This window comes from Cloacibacillus evryensis DSM 19522 (assembly GCF_000585335.1).
Lineage (GTDB): Bacteria > Synergistota > Synergistia > Synergistales > Synergistaceae > Cloacibacillus > Cloacibacillus evryensis.
Genome location: NZ_KK073872.1, coordinates 3,315,037 through 3,336,130 on the forward strand (window position 1 = coordinate 3,315,037; position 21,094 = coordinate 3,336,130).

Sequence of the window (21,094 nt, forward strand, 5' to 3'; positions counted from 1 at the left end):
AAATATAAAAGAGAGGGTGATCCGGTGTTGTAAAACATTGTATACACCTGGGGTTGCTTAGGAGGGGGGACCTGGTCAAAGTTTTCCGCAGAGCTGGTATGGGTCAAGGTTTATCGCTGATTTTTCTTTTTTTCCGGGGTACGGAATCAAGAAAGGGGATATTAAGGGTATGAAAGATCTGTTGAAATTGACGCCAATTTGCGTGATCGCGGGGCTGATGCTCTCAGGAATGGACATTCTTATCGCCGCGCCGCTCTCTTTTATGTATGCCTCTATCGTTGCCATGGCTGTGGATCATTACAAGTTCCAAGAGCTTGTGGACGCCGCTCTCGATAATCTCAAGCACTTTCTTATTGTGTTCCTTATTCTGGAATTGGCTTATGCCGTCGCCGAATGCTTCATGTCCACCGGCGTCGCCGCCTCCGTCATCAACATGTCGCTCGCCGCGGGCCTTGACGCGCGGAGCATCGCCGTCGTCGCCTTCCTTCTGACCTGTGTGCTTTCGACGGCCACCGGCACCTCCTGGGGCACCTTTGCCGCCTGCGCGCCGATCTTCCTCTGGCTCAACCATATCGTCGGCGGCAATATACTGCTGACGATAGGCGCTATCGCCGGCGGTTCCTGCTTCGGCGACAATATCGGACTCATTTCTGATACGACGATCGTCAGCTCCGGGATACAGCAGGTCGAGGTCATCAAGCGTGTACGCCATCAGGGCGTATGGTCGCTGCTTTGCCTCATCAGCGGCGCGATCGTATTTTATATCGCCTCACTGGGACTATCCGGAGAGGCGGCGCAGGCCTCCGACGCGATAGCGCAGATCCCCGCCGACGTCTGGCAGAAGCTCGGCGAGGAACGCCCATCGGCGGTCACCCTGCTGAACCTTGTTAAGGAGGGCGTGCCCTATTACATGGTCATTCCCCTTATCATAGTCATTGGTACCGCGGTCAAAGGTTACAGCACGCTTATTTGCTTAGGATCAGGCATCTTCTTTTCGCTGGTCTTCGGGCTCATCTCCGGCACCGTGACGGGGCTGAACGGATTTTTCGACGTGGTCTATACGGGATTCTCGGACGCCGGCGGCTGGTCCATCGCGATGATGCTCTGGGTCGGCGCCTTCGGCGGCGTCATGCGCAAGATGAACGCCTTCGACCCCATAGCCGTCCTGATCGCGCGCATGGTGCATAAGGTCCGCCACCTGATGTTCGCGAACTCCGTTCTTTGCCTGCTCGGCAACGCCGCCCTCTCCGATGAAATGGCGCAGATCGTCACCATCGGCCCGATCATCAAAGGCATCACGGAAGAAAACGTCGTTGCCTCCAAGGAGGACATGTACACGCTGGCCTTGAGGAACGCGACCTTCTCGGACGCGATGGGAGTCCTCGGCTCACAGCTCATCCCGTGGCACTGCTATATGGGATTCTTCCTCGGCATCAGCGCCTCCGTCTATCCGCTGGCGACCGGCATCACGGCTGGGGACATCATCACGCACAACTACTTCTCGATGATCGCCGTCGCCTCGATGCTGATCCTCACCTTCACCGGCTGGGACCGCTACATCCCGCTCTTCAAGCTGCCGGAGGAGCCGCAGGTCTATCTCAAGAGCGAAGCGGCGCAGTTCGAGGGCAAGTAACGGGATATTAACAGGCGCGGCTCCGGAACCGCCGCGTCTTTAATATAGACAAAAAGGGCTCCCCGACGCCGGTATGCCTCTCCGGCGCAGGGGAGCCCTTTGCCGCGCCGTAATGATTTTGACGAAACCCGCCGTTACCTTAATGATTTTTTAATAATTCCCTTATATACTTACTTTAAAGAGATTTCAAAGCTACAGCAAGGAGGAAGTAAAGATGAAAAGAATAATCAGTTTGGCCGCGATCGCGGCGGGGGCCCTATCTCTGGGAATGGCGGCAGTTTCGGCCGAAGCAGCGAAGCTGATCGGCGAGACGAAGGCGAAGGAGATCGCCTTTAAACACGCCGGAGTGAATCCGCAGCAGGTCCAGTTTAAAAAAATGAAGCTCGACAAGAAGTATAACCACACCGAATATGAGCTGGAGTTTTATGTGGGCAGCACGGAGTATGAGTACGAGATAAACGCGGAGACCGGCGAGGTGCTCAAATTCTCGCGTGAGGAGAAGAACCGCGCAACACCGCAGACTGCGGGGCCGGCCGGCCTGATCGGCGATGCGAAGGCTAAGAGTATCGCCCTGGCGAGGGTCGCGGGCGCCAAGGAGAGCGATCTCAGGAAGTTCAAGCTCGATAATGACGACGGGCGGCAGGTCTACGAGGGCGAGATTTTCTATAATATGAAAGAGTATGATTTCAAGATAGACGCTAAAAGCGGAGAAGTGCTCAAGTGTGAGATAGGCAACTAGGGAGCCGCTGATTATATGCACCATTGATGGAAAAACTAAGTTCGATTACGAAAATTAAAGATTTTCTATCTTACTTACCGCGTCACAGACAGCCCCTGACCGTGGCTCCAACGTATGCAAATACGCCTGATGGAACTACCGGCCGATTCGCACAAATCAGAGAATCACTGATTTGGCTCTCTGTCCGTCCGCCCCGTTCAGGGACTGCCTGTTTAGCGGCTGGTACATCTGATGTACAAACCAGCCGATTCGCACGAAATCAAAGATTTCGGCTCTCTGGCTGTAATCAGCGGACGATACATCAGGTTTTATATGACAAAGTGTGAATTAGTCAGTGTTTCCCTAGTATTTTCAGCGGAGGACTGAGGGATCGGTCCTCCCCTGTCTTATTTGCCGCGAAAGGAAGGCGTTTTTATGAGAATACTTGTCGCGGAAGACGAGAGGGACTTGAACCGCCTGATCGCGAAGTCTCTCGAGGAGGCCGGCTATAGTGTTGACCGCTGCCATGACGGCGGCGAGGCGATGGATTTCATCCGCTCGGCGGAGTATGACGCCGTCGTCCTCGACGTGATGATGCCCGTCATGAGCGGACATGAGGTCGTCCGGCAGATGCGCGCGGAGGGGATCGCCGCGCCGGTACTTTTTCTGACCGCCCTCGACAGCGTCGACGACAGGGTCAGGGGTCTCGATCTCGGCGCCGACGACTATTTGATAAAGCCCTTCGCCTTTCCCGAGCTGCTGGCCCGCGTCCGCGCGGTCACGCGCAAGTACGCGGGCGTGAAGAGCACGGTTATCGAAATAGGCGGACTTAAGATCGACACGGTCTCGCACCGGGTATCGCGGGACGGCAAAGAGTTGGCGCTCTCCGCGAAGGAGTTCGCCGTGCTTGAATTTTTGGCGAGGAACAGCGGCGCGGTGCTTTCGCGGGAGAGGATAGAGAACAATGTCTGGAACTATGACTATGACGGCGGCTCAAATGTCGTCGACGTATATATAAGCTATCTCCGCCGGAAGATCGACGACGGTTTTGAAAAGAAGCTGATCCACACGGTGTGGGGCGCGGGCTGGACGCTGAGGGAGACTGAATGAAGAGTTTCTCGGTGAAGGCGCGCGTTACTATATGGTTCACGCTTCTGATGCTGCTGATAACGGTGGCGTCTCTCGGCTTTATCATCACGGTGGGCGGCTCGCTGATGGAGAGCTACTCGCTGAGCCGTCTCGAGGAAACGGTGGACGACAATGCGGATGAGATCAAGTTCGGCAGAGACGGCCTGGACGTCGGCGACGATTTTGAACCCTACGCGGGCGGCGCCTACACGCTGGTCTACTCTGGCGCGGGGCTCCTGCTCCATGGGCGCGTACCGCCCGGATTCAATCCCGGCGAACCTTTCCTGGAGGGCGAACCCTACATTGTCGCCTGTCCCGGCGGAGATTTTTACCTCTATGACCGGCGCTTGGATGGAGGCGCGCTGTGGCTGCGCGGGGTGCTTCCCGTTTCCGCCGTCGGGGGCTTTCCTCTCATCGCCGCCCGGCTCGCCTTCTTTATCCTGCCGCTGCTTGTCTTGCTCGCCGCGGGCGGCGGCTACCTGATCGCCAGGCGCGCCTTTCTCCCGATAGAGAGGATCATCGCCGCGGCGGACGCGATAAGCGAAGGGCGCGACCTCTCGGCGCGTATCGGCCTGCCGCCGCGCGATGACGAGATACACAGGATCGCCTCCTCCTTCGATAATATGTTCCGACGCCTTGAGGCCTCTTTTGAGGCAGAGAAACAGTTCGCCTCCGACGCCTCCCATGAGCTGCGCACGCCGACGGCGGTGATACTCGCGCAGTGCGAGGCGCTTGAGAAGGGCGGGCGCGAGAGAGATGAATACGCGCAGGGGATCGCGGCGATCAAACGTCAGGCGCTGAAGATGTCGAAGCTCATCGGCGCGCTGCTCCAGATAACGCGGCTTGAGCAGGGCACGGCGAAAGCCTCCTTTGAGCGCGCCGACCTGAGCGAACTTGTCAGCGTCGTATGCCGCGAGTCGCGGCTCCTCTGGAAAGACGCGGCGTTGGAGACGGAGATCGAAGATGGTATATACGCGGATTTTGACGTGGCGCTCATCTCGCGCCTGACCGGCAACCTGCTGGAGAACGCCTTCAAGTACGGCGGCGGCCTGGTGCGCGTATCGCTTCGCAGGGAGCCGGAGGCGATAAGGCTCTGCGTCTCCGACAACGGCCCCGGCATCCCCCGCGCCGAACTTGAAAAGATTTGGCAGCGTTTCTACCGCCTGGAGAAATCACGCTCCGGCGGCGGACTGGGGCTCGGCCTCGCGCTCGTGAAACAGATCGCCGATATCCACGGGGCGAAGGTGACGGCGGAGAGCGGCGCGGACGGCACTGTATTTACGCTGCTGCTGCCGGTGATCTCGCGTGGAGAGGGAGAAACGCCGCTCACCGCTTATTAGTATCTAAAAGGTAACTACGATACAATATTGTGCTTACTTTACGACGGGAACCGATAGGATTATCTTATAGTCACGCTCCGGCGCGGGCCGGAGATTCTGAGATAATTAGGAGGAACCCGATATGGACAAAAACTGTTTTGAAAAAATTACTCTCGCGAAGGGCGAAGTAAACCTTTATGATTTCGGCGGCATGAAGCTCCACGCTTACCGGACCAACGACTTTCTCGCGGACGAGGTGTTCGTCGTTGAAAAGGACGGGCAGGCCGTCGTCATCGAGTCGCCCTGTTTCTTTGATAATGACAGGGAGCTGGAAGGATATATCGCCGGTACGGGGCTTGCGGTCGCGGGACTGCTGTTGGCCTATCACATGGCGGGCGGCGGTTTCCTTCCCGGCGTGAAGCGTTACGCGACGAGGCAGGCCGATGAGTACGGACATCGCGGCGGCGGCAAAGCGCTCATCGACAGCTTTACGGACGCCTTTGGCGCGGCCTTCGACAATGCCGTCCATCAGGTGACGGACTATGTCGAGCCCGGCGAGGTCACGATCGGCGGCATCCGTTTCAATATCATTCCCACGCACGAGGCTTTTGACGTCGAGATACCGGAGATCGAGGCCGTCTACACACATATGCTCGGCCACGACTGCCACTCGATCGTGGCCGGCGCGGCGCACGCCGGGGCGATGATCGGCCGGCTGAAAGGCTTCCTCGCGAAGGGGTACCGGCTGGTGCTCACCTCGCACTACACCCCCGAGGACTTGAAGGATGTCGAGACGAAGATCGCCTATTTGGAGGCGCTCACGGAGATCGCTTCCGGCTGCGCCGGCGCTGATAGCTTCAAAGCCGCGGTCAAAGAGCGCTATGGAAATTACGGCGGTGAAAATTATCTTGATATGACGGCGCGTTTTTTCTTCGGCTAACGAAGTATAGAAGAACGGCGATGGCTTGAGAGGAAAGATCATGACACAGGAGGAACGGCTCGATTACCTTATCTGGGCTTTGGCGGCGGAAGAGCCAAAGTATGCCGGTTTGAAAGTTCCCGCGGATACGGAGGAAAAAAAGAGGCTGCTTCGCGCGCTCTTCAATCTGCGCCCGCCGCGGGCCGCCGGCGAGAGGCTGCTGGCGGTACAGGACGCCTATCTTAAGGAAGAACTGTCTGCCAGGGGCGCCGTACCGGCTGATGAACTGGCTTCGGCGGCGGGAGACGGCATCTGCCTCTGGCAGGGCGATATCACGACGCTGGCGGCGGACGCCGTCGTCAACGCCGCCAACAGCGCGCTGCTTGGCTGCTTTGTGCCCTGCCACCGCTGCATTGACAACGCGATACACACATACGCCGGCATCCAGCTGCGGCTCGCCTGTCATGAGATCATGAGGCGGCAGGGGCACGCGGAGCCGGCGGGAGGCGCGAAGATAACTTCGGCCTTTAACCTGCCGAGCCGCTATGTGATCCACACCGTCGGGCCGATAGTCGACGGCGAGCCGACCGGGCGGGATTGTGCCGAACTGGCCTCCTGCTACCGCTCCTGCCTGAAGCTCGCGAAAGAAAACAAACTGCGGAGCGTCGCCTTCTGCTGCATTTCGACGGGAGAGTTCCGCTTTCCCAACGAGGCGGCGGCGAAGATCGCGGTGGAGACGGTGCGGGAATTTCTCCGGGAAAAGAACGCGGGGATGAGGGTGATATTTAATGTATTCAAGGATATCGACCGTGAAATATACGCGAAATTGCTGCGCTGAGCCCGCGGAACGGCTGCGGGAAGCGCTGGCGGGCGCGGATGCCGTCCTCGTGGGCGCCGGCTCCGGCCTCTCCGCCGCCGCGGGGCTCGTCTATTCGGGGCCGCGCTTTGAACGAAACTTCGCCGGCTTTATCGCGAAATACGGCTTCACCGACATGTATTCGGCGGCCTTCCACCGCTATCCTTCACTTGAGGAGCACTGGGCCTACTGGAGCCGCCACATCTGCCTCAACCGCTACGACCGGCCGGTGGGCGCCCCATATCGCGACCTGTTGGCGGCGGTGCGGGGGAGGGACCATTTTGTCCTGACGACGAACGTAGACCACCTCTTTGCCGACGCTGGCTTTGAGGCGGACCGCCTCTTTCCCACACAGGGCGATTACGGCCTCTGGCAGTGTTCGCGTCCCTGTCATGATATGACCTACGGCAATGAGACGGCGGTACGGCGGATGGCCGCCTCGCAGCGGGAGATGCGCGTGCCGCAGGCGCTGGTTCCCCGTTGCCCGCGCTGCGGCGCGCCGCTGGCCATGAACCTCCGCGTTGACGGCAGCTTTGTCGAGGACGCGGCCTGGCACGCTGCGAAGGGGCGCTATCTGGCCTTTCTGCGGCGCACGGAGGGCCTGCGCGTGGTATTTCTCGAGCTTGGCGTGGGCGGCAATACCCCCGGGATAATAAAGTATCCCTTCTGGCGGATGGCGTTGGCAAACCCTGATTCGCTCTATATCTGCGCGAACCGCGGCGAGGCCTTCGCGCCCGCCGAACTGGGGGAACGCGCACTCTGCATAGACGGCGACATCGCCCCGCTGCTGGCCGCGGCGAGGGACCGCGCCGCCGGCTGATCAGGATAGGCCCGTAAATGAGAAAAGAGACTCCCCGTCAATTTTCGGAAGTCTCTTTTTCTCTCTGTTCCGTATGTCAGGCTGCCGGAATCAGTTTTTTGTCAGCAGCGCGAGCGCCCCTCGGACCTGAAGTTCGACGCCGGTCATTATGCAGCGTTCGTCCGCTTCAAACCTCGCGCTGTGCAGGGGAAAGTTTGTTTCTCTATCGGAAAAGCCGCAGCCCAGCTCATAAAAGCAGGAGGGGCGCGCCGCGGCGAAGTATGAAAAGTCTTCCGTGCCTAAGGTCGGTTCTTTTTTTATGACGACGTTCTCCGCGCCGATCGCCGCGCGCGCCGAATCGACGGCGATTTCCGTCACGGCGTCGTCGTTTATCAGCGCGCCGTAGCTTGGGCGCAGGATCAGCTCCGCCTCCCCGCCGAAAGCGCGCGCGACGCCATCCGCGGTCTCCTGTACGCGGCGGCGCAGCAGCAGGCGCGTCTCTTCGCTGAGCGAGCGCATGATGCCCGCCATCTCGACGCGGTCGGCGATGATATTCCCCTTTGTTCCGCCCGCGATCTTTCCCACGGTGACCACGGCGGAGTCGAGCGGCGAGAGGTTTCGGCTCGTAATGTTCTGGAGCGCGGAGATGAGCTGCCCGGCCATCGCCACCGCGTCGCAGCCCTCTTCGGGATGCGCGCCGTGGCAGCCGCGCCCGTGTAGTATGAGCGTGAATTCGTCGGAGGCGGCGTGCATCTTGCCGAACTTGAAGGCGGCTTTTCCGGCGGGGACGGAGGGGTTGACGTGGAGCCCGAGCACGCGGCTGACGTAAGGCGCTTCGAGGCAGCCCGCCGTGATCATGCGCTCGGCCCCTCCCGTGCCCTCCTCCGCGGGCTGAAAGAATATCTTTACATTTCCCGGCAGCTCCGCCTCCATCTCTTTGAGCACGACAGCCGCGCCGAGGGCGACGGCGGTATGGACGTCGTGGCCGCAGGCGTGCATTACGCCTCTCTTTTGCGAGGCGAAGGGCAGTCCCGTATCCTCGGTGAGAGGCAGCGCGTCGGTGTCGGCGCGCAGCGCCACGGTCTTCGCCCCTTCCCTCGGGGCGATCGCCGCTATGACCGCCGTGCCGTCGAGCGTCAATTTATGTCCGATCCCGTAACGGGCCAGCGCCTCCGAGATGCGCGTGCAGGTCGGCCCCTCTTCGCCCGAAAGGTCGGGATATTCGTGCAGCGCGCGCCGGAATGCCGTTATCTCCGGCAATATTTTCGCGATCTTTTCTCTGATATCCATGGACCAGGCCCCCTTAAAATTTAATCAACACCGCCGCGGCGATGAAGAGCATCATCGCGAGCCACATGATGCCGAAGAGCTTGAGGAAGAACTTCCACCACTTTGAGAGTGAAATGCCCGCGATACCGCAGCCGGTGGCGATGCCGCATGTCGGCCACAGCAGATTTGAAAAACCGTCCCCAAGCTGGAAGGCGAGCACCGTGACCTCGCGAGAAAGCCCTGCGACGTCGCCGAGCGGCGCCATTATCGGGATGATCGTCGCCGCCTGCCCGCTGCCGGAGGGGATGGCGAAGTTGATGAAGGTCTGGATGAAGAGCATTCCCTCCGCCGCGATGATCGGCGGCGTGCCCTCTATCATCGCCGCCATGAAGTTGATGATCGTGTCTATAATATGCCCGTCGCGCATGACGACGAGGATCGCGCGCGCCACGCCGACGATCAGCGCGCCGAAGACGATGGCGCGCGCCCCGGCGAGCAGCTCCTCCGCGATCTTGTCGGCGCTCCAGCCGAAAATGAGGGCGACCGCGATCCCCATCAGGAGGAATACCGCCGTAAGCTGCGTGTTGCCCCAGCCCAGATAGAGGCAGCCGTAGAAGATGAGGGTCAGGCTTATAAAAATAACGGCGAGCGAAGCGGATTCCCGCCGTCCCATTTGTAACCTTTTAAGCTCCTCGCTGTCGTAGGAAAATAGCGCCTCGCCGCGCGGGACGAGCGAGCGCGAGGGATCTTTTTTTATATGCCTGCCGTAGCGGAAGATCCACCAGAGCGCGATCGCCGAGAAGACGACGAAGATCGCGATACGCATGCCGAATCCGGAATAGAGCGGGATGCCGGCGATCGACTGCGCCACCACGATGGTATATGGATTTGTCAATGCGGCGGCGAAGCCGACCCCGATGCCGAGCATGACCACCGCGAAGCCGAACATCGCGTCATAGCCCATCGCCACGCCGACGCCGACCATGATCGGTATCATGCCGTTGAAGTCGTTCCACATGCCGAAGAGGCTCGCGCCGAGAGCGAAGAAGAGGTAGAAGATGACGACGACGATGTTCTCACGCCCTTCGAGCTTTCGCAGCAGCGTGCCCAGCATCTTTTCAAAAGATCCCGTCTTGATGACAAGGGCGAAGGCGGCGTTGACGATGAAAATGAGCGCCACCAGGTCCGCCACCTCTATAATGCCGCGCTGGAAGGAGCTGAAAAAGCCGAGAATGCCGACAGGGCTCGCATCGGTGAGATAGCGGAAGGAACCGGGGACGACGATATTCCTCATCGTGCCGTTTACGTCGACGGACTGATATTGGAATTCGCCTGCCGGAATGATCCAGGTCAGCAGACAGGCCGCCGCGACGATATAAAAGAGCAGTACATAGGTGTGCGGCATTTTGAATTTTGCGGTTGATGATCTCATTTTTTCTCCAATAACTCCTTTTTGCCGCTGCCTTGCCGGCCGAGAGGCGGCATCCGTTCTGATAACCGGTAAAAACAAAAAATCCAGCACAAACTAAACGCCTTCCGGCGTTAATTTGGCTGGATCTCTCAGATTATATCCCCGCGCTGAACGCGCGGGTCAACTGACAAGGCAGTCGTTATTCAGTTTTTTCTCGGAGGGCGTTTTGCCGTCCCCCTGTGCGCACGATTATATATTATTTTTCTTCCCCGTCAACCGCCATCTTCGTTTTTCCGGAAGCCGCGGGACCGTGAGCGCTGAGCCAGGTGCGGTACTTTTTTACCGCCTCCATGTAGGCCATCTGGATCGCCTTCTGCGAAGAGGCGAGGTATGAACCGCGGATGAGTTCCAGCAGCTCCTTGTCCACCTCCGCGAGCGAACGGCCGAGGAAAAGCTCTTTGATAAAATTGCTGGTCGCCGGCAGCATCACCGTCACGTCAAGGTCGACGATCTTTCCCGTACCGGCTTCGGCGATGAAGACAATAAAAAAGTGCGAAAAGCGCGCGGTGATAGGGTTCTTCTGCTGCGTCCGCGCGTTTCCGATTATACAGAGCTTATCAAATGGCATACGGACGATCCTCCCCTCTGTTTAAGATGCCTCTTATCTGCCTCAATTATACCGCGAAGGAGCGACGATATCTCCCGTAACGGACAAGAAAGATGGCGATAGCGCCGCAGGGGTAAGATAAAAAGTGCTAAATAACATTGACCTTAATAGACTATTTGTGGGACTGTCAAAACTTGTAGAAAACGCGCAAAGACAGGACAGGCCGCGGTACTGGAGAGTCATCTCTCCGTACCGCGGCCTCACAACGGCAGCGCGGGCGGTGCCTGGCCGCCTCTTGACGGGCGAAGGAGCCCTGTCTCCTACGCGAGCCCCTTTACGAACTCGCTGAGCTTCGCGAGGCCCTCTTTCAGTTCTTCCTTACTGCAGGCGTAGCCGATGCGGAAGCAGTGCTCTTCGTCGAAGCAGGAGCCGGGCGTTAGGAAGGCTCCCGTCTCCGCGAGCAGTCGGGCGCAGAACTCTTCTGACGGCATATCGACATCGCAGTATAACAGCGCCGTCGTGCCGCACTGCGGCTTCACGTATGAGAAACGCGGCTCCTTCGCGATCCATTCGTCAAGGATCGCCAGGTTTTCGCGCACGATCGCCCTGTTGCGCGCGATGATCGCCTCCTTCGCCTCGAGGGCGACCGTTGCCAGCGCCTCGTCGATCATGCCGCAGCTTATTGTGTCGTAATCGCGGTGCAGCAATATCTCGCGCATCGCCTCCCTGCTGCGCGTCGCGATCCAGCCCAGGCGCAGTCCGGCGAGGGAAAAAACCTTGGACATACTGCCGACGGCGATCCCCTTCTCATAGAGGTCGGCGATCGACTCGGGATAGCCCTCCTCCTGTGTGAGGAAGCGGTAGACCTCGTCGCAGATGACGTAGGCCCCCACGCGGCGGGCGATCCCGACGATCCCGCGCAGCGTCTCCTCCGGCATCAGCGCGCCGGTCGGGTTGTTGGGATTGTTGATGCAAATGACTTTTGTCTTTTCATTGACGAGCGTGCGCAGCCTGTCGAGGTCCGGCAAAAAATTCTCTTCCCTCTTCAGCTTCAGTATGCGCACCTTTGCGCCGTATGACTCGGGAATCGAATAGAGCTGCTGATAGGTCGGCATTACCGAGACCACCGCGTCGCCGGGTTCGACTAGCGAGTAGAGCGCGAGGTGGTTTGCCCCCGCCGCGCCGTGCGTCGTGACGACATCGTCCGCGCCGGCGGAGCGGTAAAGCCCGCAGATAGCCGCCTTCAGCTCCTCCGCGCCGAAAATTGCACCGTAAGTCATGCGCCGGCGGGAGAGCGTATCAAAAAATTCCCGGCGGCCGCGCCCCGCGAGGCTGAAAAGCTCATCAAGGCTCACGGAATCGACGCAGGTCTCCGCGATATTGTATTTCGCCTTTGTTTCGTTGAGGTTCATCCATTCTTCGACTTTGAATGTGGCTATCTTCATCTTTCTGCCCCTTTTCTATGAATTTGTCAGTAACCGATATTCAAATCGGAAAAGCCGTTCTGTACGTGGATGCCGATCTTTTCCACCGCCGCCGCCGTATCGCGGCTTCTGAAAAGTTCCAGCAGCTCCCGATGCTCCGAGAGGCTGCGATTGTTGGCGAAGTCAAGATAATTTTCGTAGAGGATCATATAGATATCGGTACGGTTGATGGCGATCCTGATGTGCTGGCAGAGGATGTCGTTTCCTCCCGCCTCGGCGATGCTCAAATGAAAGCTGCTGTTAATGTCAGAATAGCGGTCCGGGTTGATCCTGCCGTCGTAGACCGCCTGTTCCTCTTCGATATTTTCTTCGAGGCGCGATATCAACAGCGGCGTGACGTTGGGCATCGCCGCCTCCGCTCCCCATTGTTCGAGCTTCGCGCGCACCTCGTAGGCGTTGATGATCTCCCGCCTGGTCGGCGAGGCGACCCATACGCCGCTGTTCGGCACCATCTTCAGCCAGCCCTCCGATGCGAGCTTGCGCAGCGCCTCCCGCACCGGCGTGCGGCTCACGCCGATCTCCTGCGAAAGCGATATCTCGGCGAGCCGCTGCCCCGGCGTGAGTCTTTTGAGCATTATCATCTTCTTTATCTCCGTATAGGCGACGCCCGGCGCCGTCTGTTCCAGAAAACTGTCCATAAAAAATCCCCTTAATTGTTTTATTGTATCCCATTGTATATATTGTACCTCCGTTCATGTAATAAAAACAATAGGCAATTTTGTTGACGAATGAATCTTTTTGATTATAATACAATTGTATTCAATAGAATACATAGGGATGCAACGAGATCCAACTGTAACGAACAACTATATTATGGAGGTGCGGCAATGAAGTATACGCGTATGCCAATCGAGAAGGAATCGCCGGAGCAGTTCGGATATGAGAAGATCAAAAACAATCTCACCGAGACCTCCGTGCGCGACCGCAATATCAGGGACCTGGGGATAGTGCTTGACGATATCCTGCTGCCCTATGGGGACCATCTCGGCGATCCCCGCCTGAGAAGGCTGATCGCGGAGCAGTCGGGCATTACGGACCCGGACTGCGTGATCGTCACCGGCGGCGCGGCCTCCGCGCTCTTCCTCGTCGCGTCGTCGCTGCTTGAGCCCGGCGACCACATGATCGTCGCGCGTCCCAACTACGGGACGAATATCGCCACGCCGGAGGCGATCGGCGCGGATATCAGCTATCTTGACCAGAAATTTGAAGAGGGTTTCCGCGTCGATATCGAAAAACTTGAGTCGCTGATCCGTCCCGATACGAAATACATCTCGCTGACGAATCCGCACAATCCAACGGGGACGATGATGGGGCTCCGCGAGCTCAAACGCGTCATCGCGATCGCGGAAAAGCATGGCGTCCGGCTGCTCGTAGACGAGACCTACCGCGATATGTTCAAGGACGAAAGGCTTCCCGTCGCCGCCTCGCTATCAAAAAAGGTCATCTCGATCTCTTCGCTTTCCAAGACCTACGGCATCCCCGGCATCCGTATCGGCTGGGCCGTCTGTCAGGATAAGGAGATGATCGAGTTGCTCACCTGCGCGAAAGAACAGGTCTGCATCGGCGGCAGCGTCGTGGACGAATATATCGGCTATGTCGCCCTTTCACAGAAAAAAGAATGGATCGCGGAGAACGACGCGCTGATCGCCGGCCGCTTCGCGATCGTCAAAGAGTGGGTCGCGAACGAGGAGTTCATCGAATGGGTGGAGCCGCGCGCGGCCTGCACCTGCTTCCCGCGCATCAAAGAGAGCGCCGGCGTCGACGTGGAAAAGTTCTATAAGATCATGAACGACAAATACGGCACCTATATAGGCCCCGGCCATTGGTTCGGCTTCGACGACCGCTACATGCGCATCGGCTACGCCTGGCCGCTTGAAGATGAACTGAGAGCGGGCCTCGCCGGCATCTCCGCGGCGATAAGGGAAGCGAGAAAGTAAGAGAAAGGGCAACGCCGGGGGGTGGCTGCCTGACGTTGCCCGGAGAACCGAGATGAATGAAAAATACCCGATTCTTGAGATAAATAAAAATATAATCCGCAGGAACGCCGAGACGATTCTTGTGCTTTGCAGGAAAAACGGTGTGGAACCATTTGCGGTCATCAAAGGTTTTAACGCTCTTGACGGTGTCACGGAGGCGATTGTTGAGGCAGGCTACAAGACTCTCGCCAGCTCGCGGCTGCCGCACCTCGCGGCAGTTAGGCGTTCCGCCTATGACGTTGAGACGCTCGCACTGCGCATACCGATGCTTTCCGAAATTCCTGAAGTCATTGAATATTGTGATATCAGCCTAAATTCAGAGCTTGAAACGCTGAAAGCTCTGGACAAAGAGGCGCGGAGTGCTGACAAGATCCACAAAGTCATACTGATGCGTGACCTTGGCGATCTGCGCGAAGGGATTTTTGAACGTGAACGCTTTATTGAAACGGCGATATCTGCGGAAAAACATCTTCCGAACCTACGTCTGTTTGGTGTGGGTACAAACCTGACCTGCTACGGTTCCGTAATTCCGACCGTTGAAAATTTGTCCGTCCTTGCGAAGGACGCGGCGGAGATAGAACGCGCGATCGGCAGGGAACTTGAGGTTGTTTCCGGAGGCAACACGACTTCCATACCTCTAATGGTCAGTGGCAAGATGCCGAAGAAGGTCAACAATCTGCGTATAGGAGAGGCAATAACCGTTCCATGCGACCTTGCCGGGCATTGGCATTGCCCAGTGGAGGGGCTTTCCAACGAGGGGCTTATACTGCGGGCCGAGGTTATCGAAGTTGGCTCGAAGCCGACCCATCCAATAGGCGAGCTTGGCGTCAATTGTTTCGGTTCCTATAGTGATTATGAGGACAGGGGCGTTCGCCGTCGGGCGCTTGTCGCGCTTGGGGCTTTTGATATTGGAGCGTGCGATAAGCTTATACCTCAGGACAAAGGCGTAAAAATACTCGGCGCAAGCAGTGATCATATGATAATAGACATTGAGGACAGCAGCGTGAACTACGGGCTGGGAGACGTAATGTCTTTCACCCTGCACTACCAGGCGATGCTTTTCGCCACCGCGAATCCGTTCATCACAAAAAAATACGTCAACTGAACAAAAGCGAACGATCAGGAGGAGCCATGACAAAAATAATAAAATTCTGCGTGGCGGGCTTTGGAAACGTCGGAGCCCGGTTCATGAAACTACTGCTCGAAAAAGAAGCGCAGCTCAAAGAAGAATATGACTGTGAAATGTGTTTGACGGGAATCTGTACCCGTTCGAAAGGCGCTCTTTTGAATAGCGGCGGTATCGCGATAAAAGAAGTGCTAGAAATGAATGAGAAACTTGGGCGCTTCGACCCGGGGCGCACCGATTTCGTTTCCTGCGATACTTCCGAAATGATCCGCAGGGCCGACGCCGAGCTTTTTATCGAGCTGACGACGCTCTCCATCAGTGACGGCGAACCGGCGACCGGTTACATCAGAGAGGCATTGAGGCGAGGCATGGACGTGATAACGGCTAACAAAGGGCCGGAAGCTTGGCACTTTGACGAGCTTGCGGCGCTCGCCGAAGCAAAAGGGCGTCTCTTTCTTTACGAGACGATCGTGATGGACGGCACACCTGTTTTCAATCTCGTAAAAGAGACCCTGCGTGGGAATAAGGTCCTCGGTATCAAAGGCATCCTCAACGGCACGACGAATTTTGTCCTTGGCGAGCTTGAAAAGGGGGGCACATACGAAAGGGCGTTAAAGGAAGCTCAGCGTATCCAACTGGCCGAAGCTGATCCGTCGATGGATGTGGACGGCTGGGACGGAGCGGCGAAAATATGTGCGCTGGCGAATATTCTTATGGGTGCGCGCACGAATCCGAAGGCCGCTTCGGTAACAAGCGTCGCGAGGGTAGGCCAAGAAGATATCAAAAAAGCGCGCGAAAGGGGCCGCAAAATAAAATACATTTGCAGCGCGGAGTGCGACGAGCAAAGCGGAATAGTAGATCTTCGTGTGGAACCGCGGGAAATTCCGTTCGACGATCCTCTTTGCAGCGTCAATGGAACGTCGGCAGCGATCACCTTTTACACAGACTTGGCGGGCGAGATATCGATCGTACAGACGAACCCCGGTATTTTACAAACGGCATATGGAGTATACAGCGACCTGCTCACACTTATAATGTCTCAAAAGTAAAAATCAATACGAAACGCATTTAGAAATGGGGTAATGATATGTTAACTTTTCTGAAGCTTTCTCCAGTCATCCTTCTCGCGGTAATGGTCATAAACGGTATCGATATTCTCATATCCGCCTCCATCGGATTATTCGTTGCTGCGTTTATCTGCAAATGCACGGAAAAAATGAAATTCGGTGACATCATGAACGAAGCTGTGGAGGGCGCCAAAGATGCGACTCTGCTTGCCTTCATTTTGATGCTGGCCTATGCTTTGGCCGAAATATTCATGAGTACTGGTGTTGGTGCGGCGGCGATATCTATCTTTATTCACGCCGGTGTAACAGGAAAAACAGTTGCCGTCGTGGCGTTTCTTACGACCTGCGCGTTATCCGTCTCTACCGGCACGTCTTGGGGAACCTTCGCCGCTTGTATCCCCATCTTTATCTGGCTCTGCAACGTAGTAGGCGGCAATCCCGCGATGACCTTCGCAGCTGCGGTGGGAGGTTCGGCATTCGGCGACAATATCGGACTCATATCCGATACGACGATACTCAGCTCCGGGTTGCAGGGAGTAAAAGTTGTCGACCGTATCCGTGCCCAAGGCCCGTGGTCCGTGATCTGCGTCATACTTTCTGCCATATGTTTCTACGCTTTCAGCGTGGCGATGGATCTTCCCAACACTGTCGGTGACCCAGCGCAGATTTTGGCAAGCATGTCGAAGGAGACTGTTGCTATACTCCAGGAGGAACGCCCGACCGTACTGACGTTGCTGGCGCAGGTGAAAGACGGTGTTCCTATTTATATGATTATACCCGTAATAATAGTTATCACGATGGCGGTCATGCGTATGGATACGATTAGCTGTCTTTCAACGGGCATTGCCTGCGCGATACTCTTTGGTTATGTGGCGGGAACCGTGACCTCTTTTAAAGATGTAGTCGACCTCGTGCAGTCAGGGTTTGAAAGCGCTGGCAGCTGGGCGGTGATCATGCTTTTCTGGGCGATGGGCTTCGGTGCGGTCATGCGCAGGATGGACGCCTTTGGCCCCATCGCCGCTCTCTTCGTCAGGGTAAGTCGCCGGGTGCGCCATTTAGTCGTGTGCAACGGAGTTCTTTGTCTCATCATCAACGCCACGCTCAACGAGGAAATGTCGCAGATGGCTACCGTAGGGCCGGTAATAAAAGATATCATCGATAAAAACGTGGAGGGCTCAGAAGAAGGCAAATACAAACTGCGCAACAGAAACGCCCTCTTCTCCGATGCTGTCGGCGTGCACTCCGCCGCGCTGATCCCCTGGCACACCGGCGTTGCCTACTACATGGGGCTCGCGGCTGCGGTTTACCCTCTCTACCATTTCACGATCGGCGATCTTTACTATAACTTTATGGGGATAATATGTGTGATCTCGATATATGTTTTGACTTTTACGGGCTGGGACAGGTTCATACCGCTTTTCGGCTTGCCGTCTGAACCTGATGTGAAACTGAAAAAGGCCGAAGCCTAGCCTAACTTCGTGAGGAAATTATTGTAAACGCTGTACGAGTGGGAGGATCGGAGAAATTCCGATCTTTCCACTCTTCGTCTGGCGGACCAATATGAACCGCTGTCCGCCAAACGGCGTTTTTTCCGCCGGATATCCGCTGCTCCCCGGTTTCAGTGCGTTCGGCATGTTGCCGCCGGCATAGCATAAAATGAAACGATACTGAATATGCTAAAATAAACAGAGCTTATTTGTATGGGGAGTGTTCTTTTGAAGAGTTTGAAGAGGATCCTAACGGCGCTTTTCATCGCCGCCGTCACGACCGCCGCCGCTTACGCCGGCCCCTCGCTGCAAAGCCGCTCGACACTGACGCAGCCCGACGGCGGGAGTTTTGCCGCGGTGAAGCGCGGAGACGAATTTATGCACTGGTACGAAACATCTGACAAATACGCCGTGCTGAAGGATGACGCCGCCGGCTGCTGGGTCTTTGCCCTCGCCTTGGCGTCGGGCGGACTGACGCCCTCCTCGGTCCCCTATTCGGAGGGCGCCTCCGCTCCGGACGGCGCCGTTAAGAATTTTATCCCCGCCAAAGAGACGGTGAACAAGCTGCGGGAAAAATACGCCGGCCCCGCCTCTTCAAGGACAAGCTCGGCCAAAGCCGCCGCCGCGAAGACATGGACCTCGAATCCCGTTTCAGGCGAGCGCGATGCGGTGTTTATCCGCGTCAACTTTCAGGATATTAAATTTAAGTCGACAGCCGGAGATTCCAGAGCGCAGATATGGGGCGCGGAGCATTCCGTCCGCCGCTATTATCTCGACCAGTCGCACGGAGAGCTGAGTATCGTCTCGGCCGACTTCGGCGCGGCGGGCAGAAAAGATATCGTCGAGATCACTATGACTTCCGCCGATTACAACGAGGGAAAGCATCCCGACCGTTTGCTGAGCGACGAAACCTACGGCGGCGATTATTATAAATCGCATAAAAACGAAGTCGCTTTCGTGACCAGCGTCCTCAAGCGCACCGGCCTTGACTTCGGAAGATTTGACAAGAACGGCGACGGTATTATCGCGGCGGACGAACTTGTCGTCTATCTGCTTTTCGCGGGCTATGAGAAATCCGCCTCCGATAAAACCCCCTCCGTCTGGATGCACGCATGGGAATCGTGGGACGGCGAGGGGGCCGAACATATCGTCTACGCCTCGAACGATATTATCCTGGGGCATTGGTCTTACGGCGGAGAGCTTTCGGAGCTGATGGTGCAGTCCCGGGATGTCTCCCTTCCGGTCGTCGGCGGCATCGTCCACGAACTTGGCCACCAGATATGCAGTCTGCCCGACCTCTATGACGTGGCCGGCGCCAACAGCGGACTCGGCGTCTTTTCCGTGATGGCCGGCGGCTCGTGGGGCTGCAGGAGCGGCGGCGTGGAACTTCCCGGCGCGACGCCGCCAAACCTCGACGCCTGGAGCAGGAAGTATCTCGGCTGGGACGCCCCGGAGGCGCTGACGCCGACAGGTACGTCCGTCAGCCTTATCTGCGGCACGCCGAGGAACGGTAATTTCCCGATCGTGCGCCTCAACTCCCCCTATCTCGATTCCACTTATGAATATATTCTTGCCGAAGTCAGGAACCCCAACGCCGCCGACTGGGACGGCGGTATCGGCGGGCGCTTGGAGAGCAGGGGCGTGGACGTGCCCGCGTCGTTCAAAGGCGGCGTCCTGCTGCAGCATATCGACGAACGCTCCGGCTCCGGCTCGCTGGGTGGGGGAAACGATTTCAACGCCTATACCGAGCAGGGACATCAGGGCAACATGGCGATCTGGGCCGACGGCGATCCTCGCGCGGAGGAGGCTGGGCAGGGAAGCTATCTGTCACTCTGGTATGCCGGCAACGGCATGAAGCCTGATACATATTTCTATGGAACGCGCGACGCGGCTGTCGCCAAACAGTTCTCGGGAATCGAGCTTTCCGCCTTTTCGCCGTCCGGCGAAGTCGCCTCCGTCGCGGTAACGCAGGCGGGAACTGGCGGCGGCGGCTGCGCGGCGGCGGTATTCCCGCTGCTTCTGCTCGTCGGCGCGCTGCCGTTTATCTTCAGGAAGAAGAAATAAGATACCGACGGCGGGGGATCCGGCAAATCCCCCGCTTTTTGCAAAGGAGGCCGATCCCATGAAAAAAATATCCTTCACGCTGCTGCTGTCTCTGATGATCTGTGCTTCCGGCGCCTGCGCGGGCCCGGCGCTTGACATTCCCAGGAAAGCGACGCAGCCGGACGGTTCCGTGATCGAGATACGTAAGCGGGGCGACGAGCGCGCGCACTGGTATGAGAGCGAAAACGGCGCTTACGCGCTGCTTTGCGACGCTAAGACCAAGTGGTGGTATTTTGCCGTCTCAAAAGAGGGCCGTTTGGTCTCGTTGGGCGTGCCCTACCGTGAAGGCGCATCAGCGCCGCTCGAGGCGGCGAAAAACTATCGCCCGGCGGCGGATACGCGCTCCGAAAATAAGCGACCGACGTGCGCCGGCGCAAACCGGGACTGACGATTCTACAAAAACGATGAATATTCTTCTCTCCGCGAATATTTGAGCGCGAAGAGTTTTTCCGCCGCGCAGAGCAGCAGTTTGTTCAGCGACCTTGCTCCCTGCGGACATATCTTGACGCATCGCATGCAGGTGACGCACTTTTTATCGTCCGTTTTGTTCGGGGCTTCCTCCGGGATCGCCCTTACCGGACACTTGGCCGCGCAGAGGCCGCACCTCACACAGCCGCTGTCCGCCGACGGCTTGAAGGGTACGCCGCCGTAACCGCGGTAGGGTCTGTTGCCTTTGACCGTTACCGGGGCCAGTTCTTTCACATCAACGGCGGCGGATATCTTTCCCGCCGCTTTCGCGGCAAAATTGTCGATGAATTCTATATCCCGGGCGTCGGGGCGCCCGCCGGCGACCGAGCGCATGATGTTATGCTCGGCGACCGCCGCCAGCGCCGCCGCGACACGGAAGCCCTGCCCTTCCAACAGATCCTTCAGCTCCAGCAGCGCGTCGTCGTAGTCCCTGTTGCCGAAGACGGCGACGATGACCGCCGGCGTATCGCCGCCGCGGATGTTTTTGAGCCGCCGGACGGCTGTCGCGGGTACGCGCCCGCCGTAGACGGGGACGCCGGCGAGCAGCAGTTCGCGGGCGGTCATGCGGCGCACTTCGTCGTTTGCCGAATAATCGGTGACGTCCAATTCACGCGACGGCCACGGTAAGTTTCGCGCTATCTCGGTCACTATCCTGCGCGTGGAGCCGGTTGGACTGAAATATAGAGATACCGCATTGTTGATCTCCATTATTTTTCGTATCCTT

19 protein-coding genes are annotated in these 21,094 nt (G+C 57.6%); 13 read left to right on the plus strand and 6 right to left on the minus strand.

The annotated features are described in order from the left end of the window. Positions 1–169 precede the first annotated feature (169 nt). From CLOEV_RS14790 to CLOEV_RS14820, 7 genes are all read left to right on the plus strand, one after another. Positions 170–1,633, plus strand: a complete 1,464-nt coding sequence (locus tag CLOEV_RS14790) for a Na+/H+ antiporter NhaC family protein (protein ID WP_034444717.1) — start codon at positions 170–172, stop codon at positions 1,631–1,633. 214 nt (positions 1,634–1,847) lie between these two features. After that, positions 1,848–2,372 (plus strand): PepSY domain-containing protein, encoded by a 525-nt coding sequence (locus CLOEV_RS14795; protein ID WP_051485146.1) that lies wholly within the window; start codon positions 1,848–1,850, stop codon positions 2,370–2,372. A gap of 414 nt (positions 2,373–2,786) precedes the next feature. Next, positions 2,787–3,461 (plus strand): response regulator transcription factor, encoded by a 675-nt coding sequence (locus CLOEV_RS14800; RefSeq protein WP_008708693.1) that lies wholly within the window; start codon positions 2,787–2,789, stop codon positions 3,459–3,461. Next, positions 3,458–4,819: a HAMP domain-containing sensor histidine kinase gene (locus CLOEV_RS16275; protein ID WP_051485147.1), complete on the plus strand. Its 1,362-nt coding sequence runs from the start codon at positions 3,458–3,460 to the stop codon at positions 4,817–4,819. The genes CLOEV_RS14800 and CLOEV_RS16275 overlap by 4 nt, the downstream gene beginning before the upstream one ends. Positions 4,820–4,940: 121 nt before the next feature. Continuing rightward, a complete protein-coding gene (locus CLOEV_RS14810; RefSeq protein WP_034444719.1) occupies positions 4,941–5,738 on the plus strand; it encodes a hypothetical protein in 798 nt (265 codons plus the stop codon). 40 nt (positions 5,739–5,778) lie between these two features. Next, positions 5,779–6,555: a protein-ADP-ribose hydrolase gene (locus CLOEV_RS14815; RefSeq protein WP_034444721.1), complete on the plus strand. Its 777-nt coding sequence runs from the start codon at positions 5,779–5,781 to the stop codon at positions 6,553–6,555. Next, a complete protein-coding gene (locus tag CLOEV_RS14820) occupies positions 6,506–7,393 on the plus strand; it encodes an SIR2 family NAD-dependent protein deacylase (protein WP_034444724.1) in 888 nt (295 codons plus the stop codon). Before CLOEV_RS14815 ends, CLOEV_RS14820 begins: the two co-directional genes overlap by 50 nt. Before the next feature lie 90 nt (positions 7,394–7,483). Here CLOEV_RS14820 and CLOEV_RS14825 read toward each other — a convergent pair whose 3' ends face one another. The 5 genes from CLOEV_RS14825 to CLOEV_RS14845 all read right to left on the minus strand — a co-directional run bounded on the left by CLOEV_RS14825 (position 7,484) and on the right by CLOEV_RS14845 (position 12,781). Beyond that, positions 7,484–8,662 (minus strand): M20 metallopeptidase family protein, encoded by a 1,179-nt coding sequence (locus CLOEV_RS14825; protein WP_008708698.1) that lies wholly within the window; start codon positions 8,660–8,662, stop codon positions 7,484–7,486. Positions 8,663–8,675: 13 nt separating this feature from the next. Next, positions 8,676–10,073, minus strand: coding sequence for a YfcC family protein (locus CLOEV_RS14830; protein WP_034444726.1), 1,398 nt, complete (start codon positions 10,071–10,073; stop codon positions 8,676–8,678). Between the two features lie 235 nt (positions 10,074–10,308). After that, a complete protein-coding gene (locus CLOEV_RS14835; protein WP_034444728.1) occupies positions 10,309–10,680 on the minus strand; it encodes a DUF3870 domain-containing protein in 372 nt (123 codons plus the stop codon). A gap of 299 nt (positions 10,681–10,979) precedes the next feature. Then, positions 10,980–12,104 (minus strand): aminotransferase, encoded by a 1,125-nt coding sequence (locus CLOEV_RS14840; RefSeq protein WP_034444729.1) that lies wholly within the window; start codon positions 12,102–12,104, stop codon positions 10,980–10,982. Positions 12,105–12,130: 26 nt separating this feature from the next. Then, positions 12,131–12,781 carry a GntR family transcriptional regulator gene (locus tag CLOEV_RS14845; RefSeq protein ID WP_008708720.1) on the minus strand — a complete coding sequence of 217 codons (651 nt, stop codon included), beginning with the start codon at positions 12,779–12,781 and terminating at the stop codon, positions 12,131–12,133. A 189-nt stretch (positions 12,782–12,970) separates the two neighbouring features. On the opposite strand from CLOEV_RS14845, the gene CLOEV_RS14850 reads away from it, so the two are divergent. The 6 genes from CLOEV_RS14850 to CLOEV_RS14875 all read left to right on the plus strand — a co-directional run bounded on the left by CLOEV_RS14850 (position 12,971) and on the right by CLOEV_RS14875 (position 20,290). Further along, entirely contained in the window at positions 12,971–14,080 is a 1,110-nt protein-coding gene (locus CLOEV_RS14850; protein ID WP_034444731.1) for an aminotransferase class I/II-fold pyridoxal phosphate-dependent enzyme, read from the plus strand. 52 nt (positions 14,081–14,132) lie between these two features. Further along, positions 14,133–15,224: an alanine racemase gene (locus CLOEV_RS14855; RefSeq protein WP_034444733.1), complete on the plus strand. Its 1,092-nt coding sequence runs from the start codon at positions 14,133–14,135 to the stop codon at positions 15,222–15,224. Between the two features lie 26 nt (positions 15,225–15,250). After that, positions 15,251–16,294 carry a homoserine dehydrogenase gene (locus CLOEV_RS14860; RefSeq protein ID WP_034444735.1) on the plus strand — a complete coding sequence of 348 codons (1,044 nt, stop codon included), beginning with the start codon at positions 15,251–15,253 and terminating at the stop codon, positions 16,292–16,294. A gap of 38 nt (positions 16,295–16,332) precedes the next feature. Then, positions 16,333–17,781, plus strand: coding sequence for a Na+/H+ antiporter NhaC family protein (locus CLOEV_RS14865; protein ID WP_034444738.1), 1,449 nt, complete (start codon positions 16,333–16,335; stop codon positions 17,779–17,781). Between the two features lie 246 nt (positions 17,782–18,027). Then, positions 18,028–19,863 (plus strand): immune inhibitor A domain-containing protein, encoded by a 1,836-nt coding sequence (locus CLOEV_RS14870; RefSeq protein WP_034444741.1) that lies wholly within the window; start codon positions 18,028–18,030, stop codon positions 19,861–19,863. Positions 19,864–19,921: 58 nt separating this feature from the next. Then, a complete protein-coding gene (locus CLOEV_RS14875; protein ID WP_034444744.1) occupies positions 19,922–20,290 on the plus strand; it encodes a hypothetical protein in 369 nt (122 codons plus the stop codon). 5 nt (positions 20,291–20,295) lie between these two features. On the opposite strand, the gene CLOEV_RS14880 is transcribed toward CLOEV_RS14875, so the two are convergent. Further along, positions 20,296–21,078, minus strand: a complete 783-nt coding sequence (locus CLOEV_RS14880) for a 4Fe-4S binding protein (RefSeq protein ID WP_034444746.1) — start codon at positions 21,076–21,078, stop codon at positions 20,296–20,298. Positions 21,079–21,094: the final 16 nt, after the last annotated feature.

Coding starts and splice junctions, on each gene's coding strand:
- CLOEV_RS14790 (WP_034444717.1), top strand. CDS start 170: ATGAAAGATCTGTTGAAATTGACGCCAATTTGCGTGATCGCGGGGCTG.
- CLOEV_RS14795 (WP_051485146.1), top strand. CDS start 1,848: ATGAAAAGAATAATCAGTTTGGCCGCGATCGCGGCGGGGGCCCTATCT.
- CLOEV_RS14800 (WP_008708693.1), top strand. CDS start 2,787: ATGAGAATACTTGTCGCGGAAGACGAGAGGGACTTGAACCGCCTGATC.
- CLOEV_RS16275 (WP_051485147.1), top strand. CDS start 3,458: ATGAAGAGTTTCTCGGTGAAGGCGCGCGTTACTATATGGTTCACGCTT.
- CLOEV_RS14810 (WP_034444719.1), top strand. CDS start 4,941: ATGGACAAAAACTGTTTTGAAAAAATTACTCTCGCGAAGGGCGAAGTA.
- CLOEV_RS14815 (WP_034444721.1), top strand. CDS start 5,779: ATGACACAGGAGGAACGGCTCGATTACCTTATCTGGGCTTTGGCGGCG.
- CLOEV_RS14820 (WP_034444724.1), top strand. CDS start 6,506: ATGTATTCAAGGATATCGACCGTGAAATATACGCGAAATTGCTGCGCT.
- CLOEV_RS14825 (WP_008708698.1), bottom strand. CDS start 8,662: ATGGATATCAGAGAAAAGATCGCGAAAATATTGCCGGAGATAACGGCA.
- CLOEV_RS14830 (WP_034444726.1), bottom strand. CDS start 10,073: ATGAGATCATCAACCGCAAAATTCAAAATGCCGCACACCTATGTACTG.
- CLOEV_RS14835 (WP_034444728.1), bottom strand. CDS start 10,680: ATGCCATTTGATAAGCTCTGTATAATCGGAAACGCGCGGACGCAGCAG.
- CLOEV_RS14840 (WP_034444729.1), bottom strand. CDS start 12,104: ATGAAGATAGCCACATTCAAAGTCGAAGAATGGATGAACCTCAACGAA.
- CLOEV_RS14845 (WP_008708720.1), bottom strand. CDS start 12,781: ATGGACAGTTTTCTGGAACAGACGGCGCCGGGCGTCGCCTATACGGAG.
- CLOEV_RS14850 (WP_034444731.1), top strand. CDS start 12,971: ATGAAGTATACGCGTATGCCAATCGAGAAGGAATCGCCGGAGCAGTTC.
- CLOEV_RS14855 (WP_034444733.1), top strand. CDS start 14,133: ATGAATGAAAAATACCCGATTCTTGAGATAAATAAAAATATAATCCGC.
- CLOEV_RS14860 (WP_034444735.1), top strand. CDS start 15,251: ATGACAAAAATAATAAAATTCTGCGTGGCGGGCTTTGGAAACGTCGGA.
- CLOEV_RS14865 (WP_034444738.1), top strand. CDS start 16,333: ATGTTAACTTTTCTGAAGCTTTCTCCAGTCATCCTTCTCGCGGTAATG.
- CLOEV_RS14875 (WP_034444744.1), top strand. CDS start 19,922: ATGAAAAAAATATCCTTCACGCTGCTGCTGTCTCTGATGATCTGTGCT.
- CLOEV_RS14880 (WP_034444746.1), bottom strand. CDS start 21,078: ATGGAGATCAACAATGCGGTATCTCTATATTTCAGTCCAACCGGCTCC.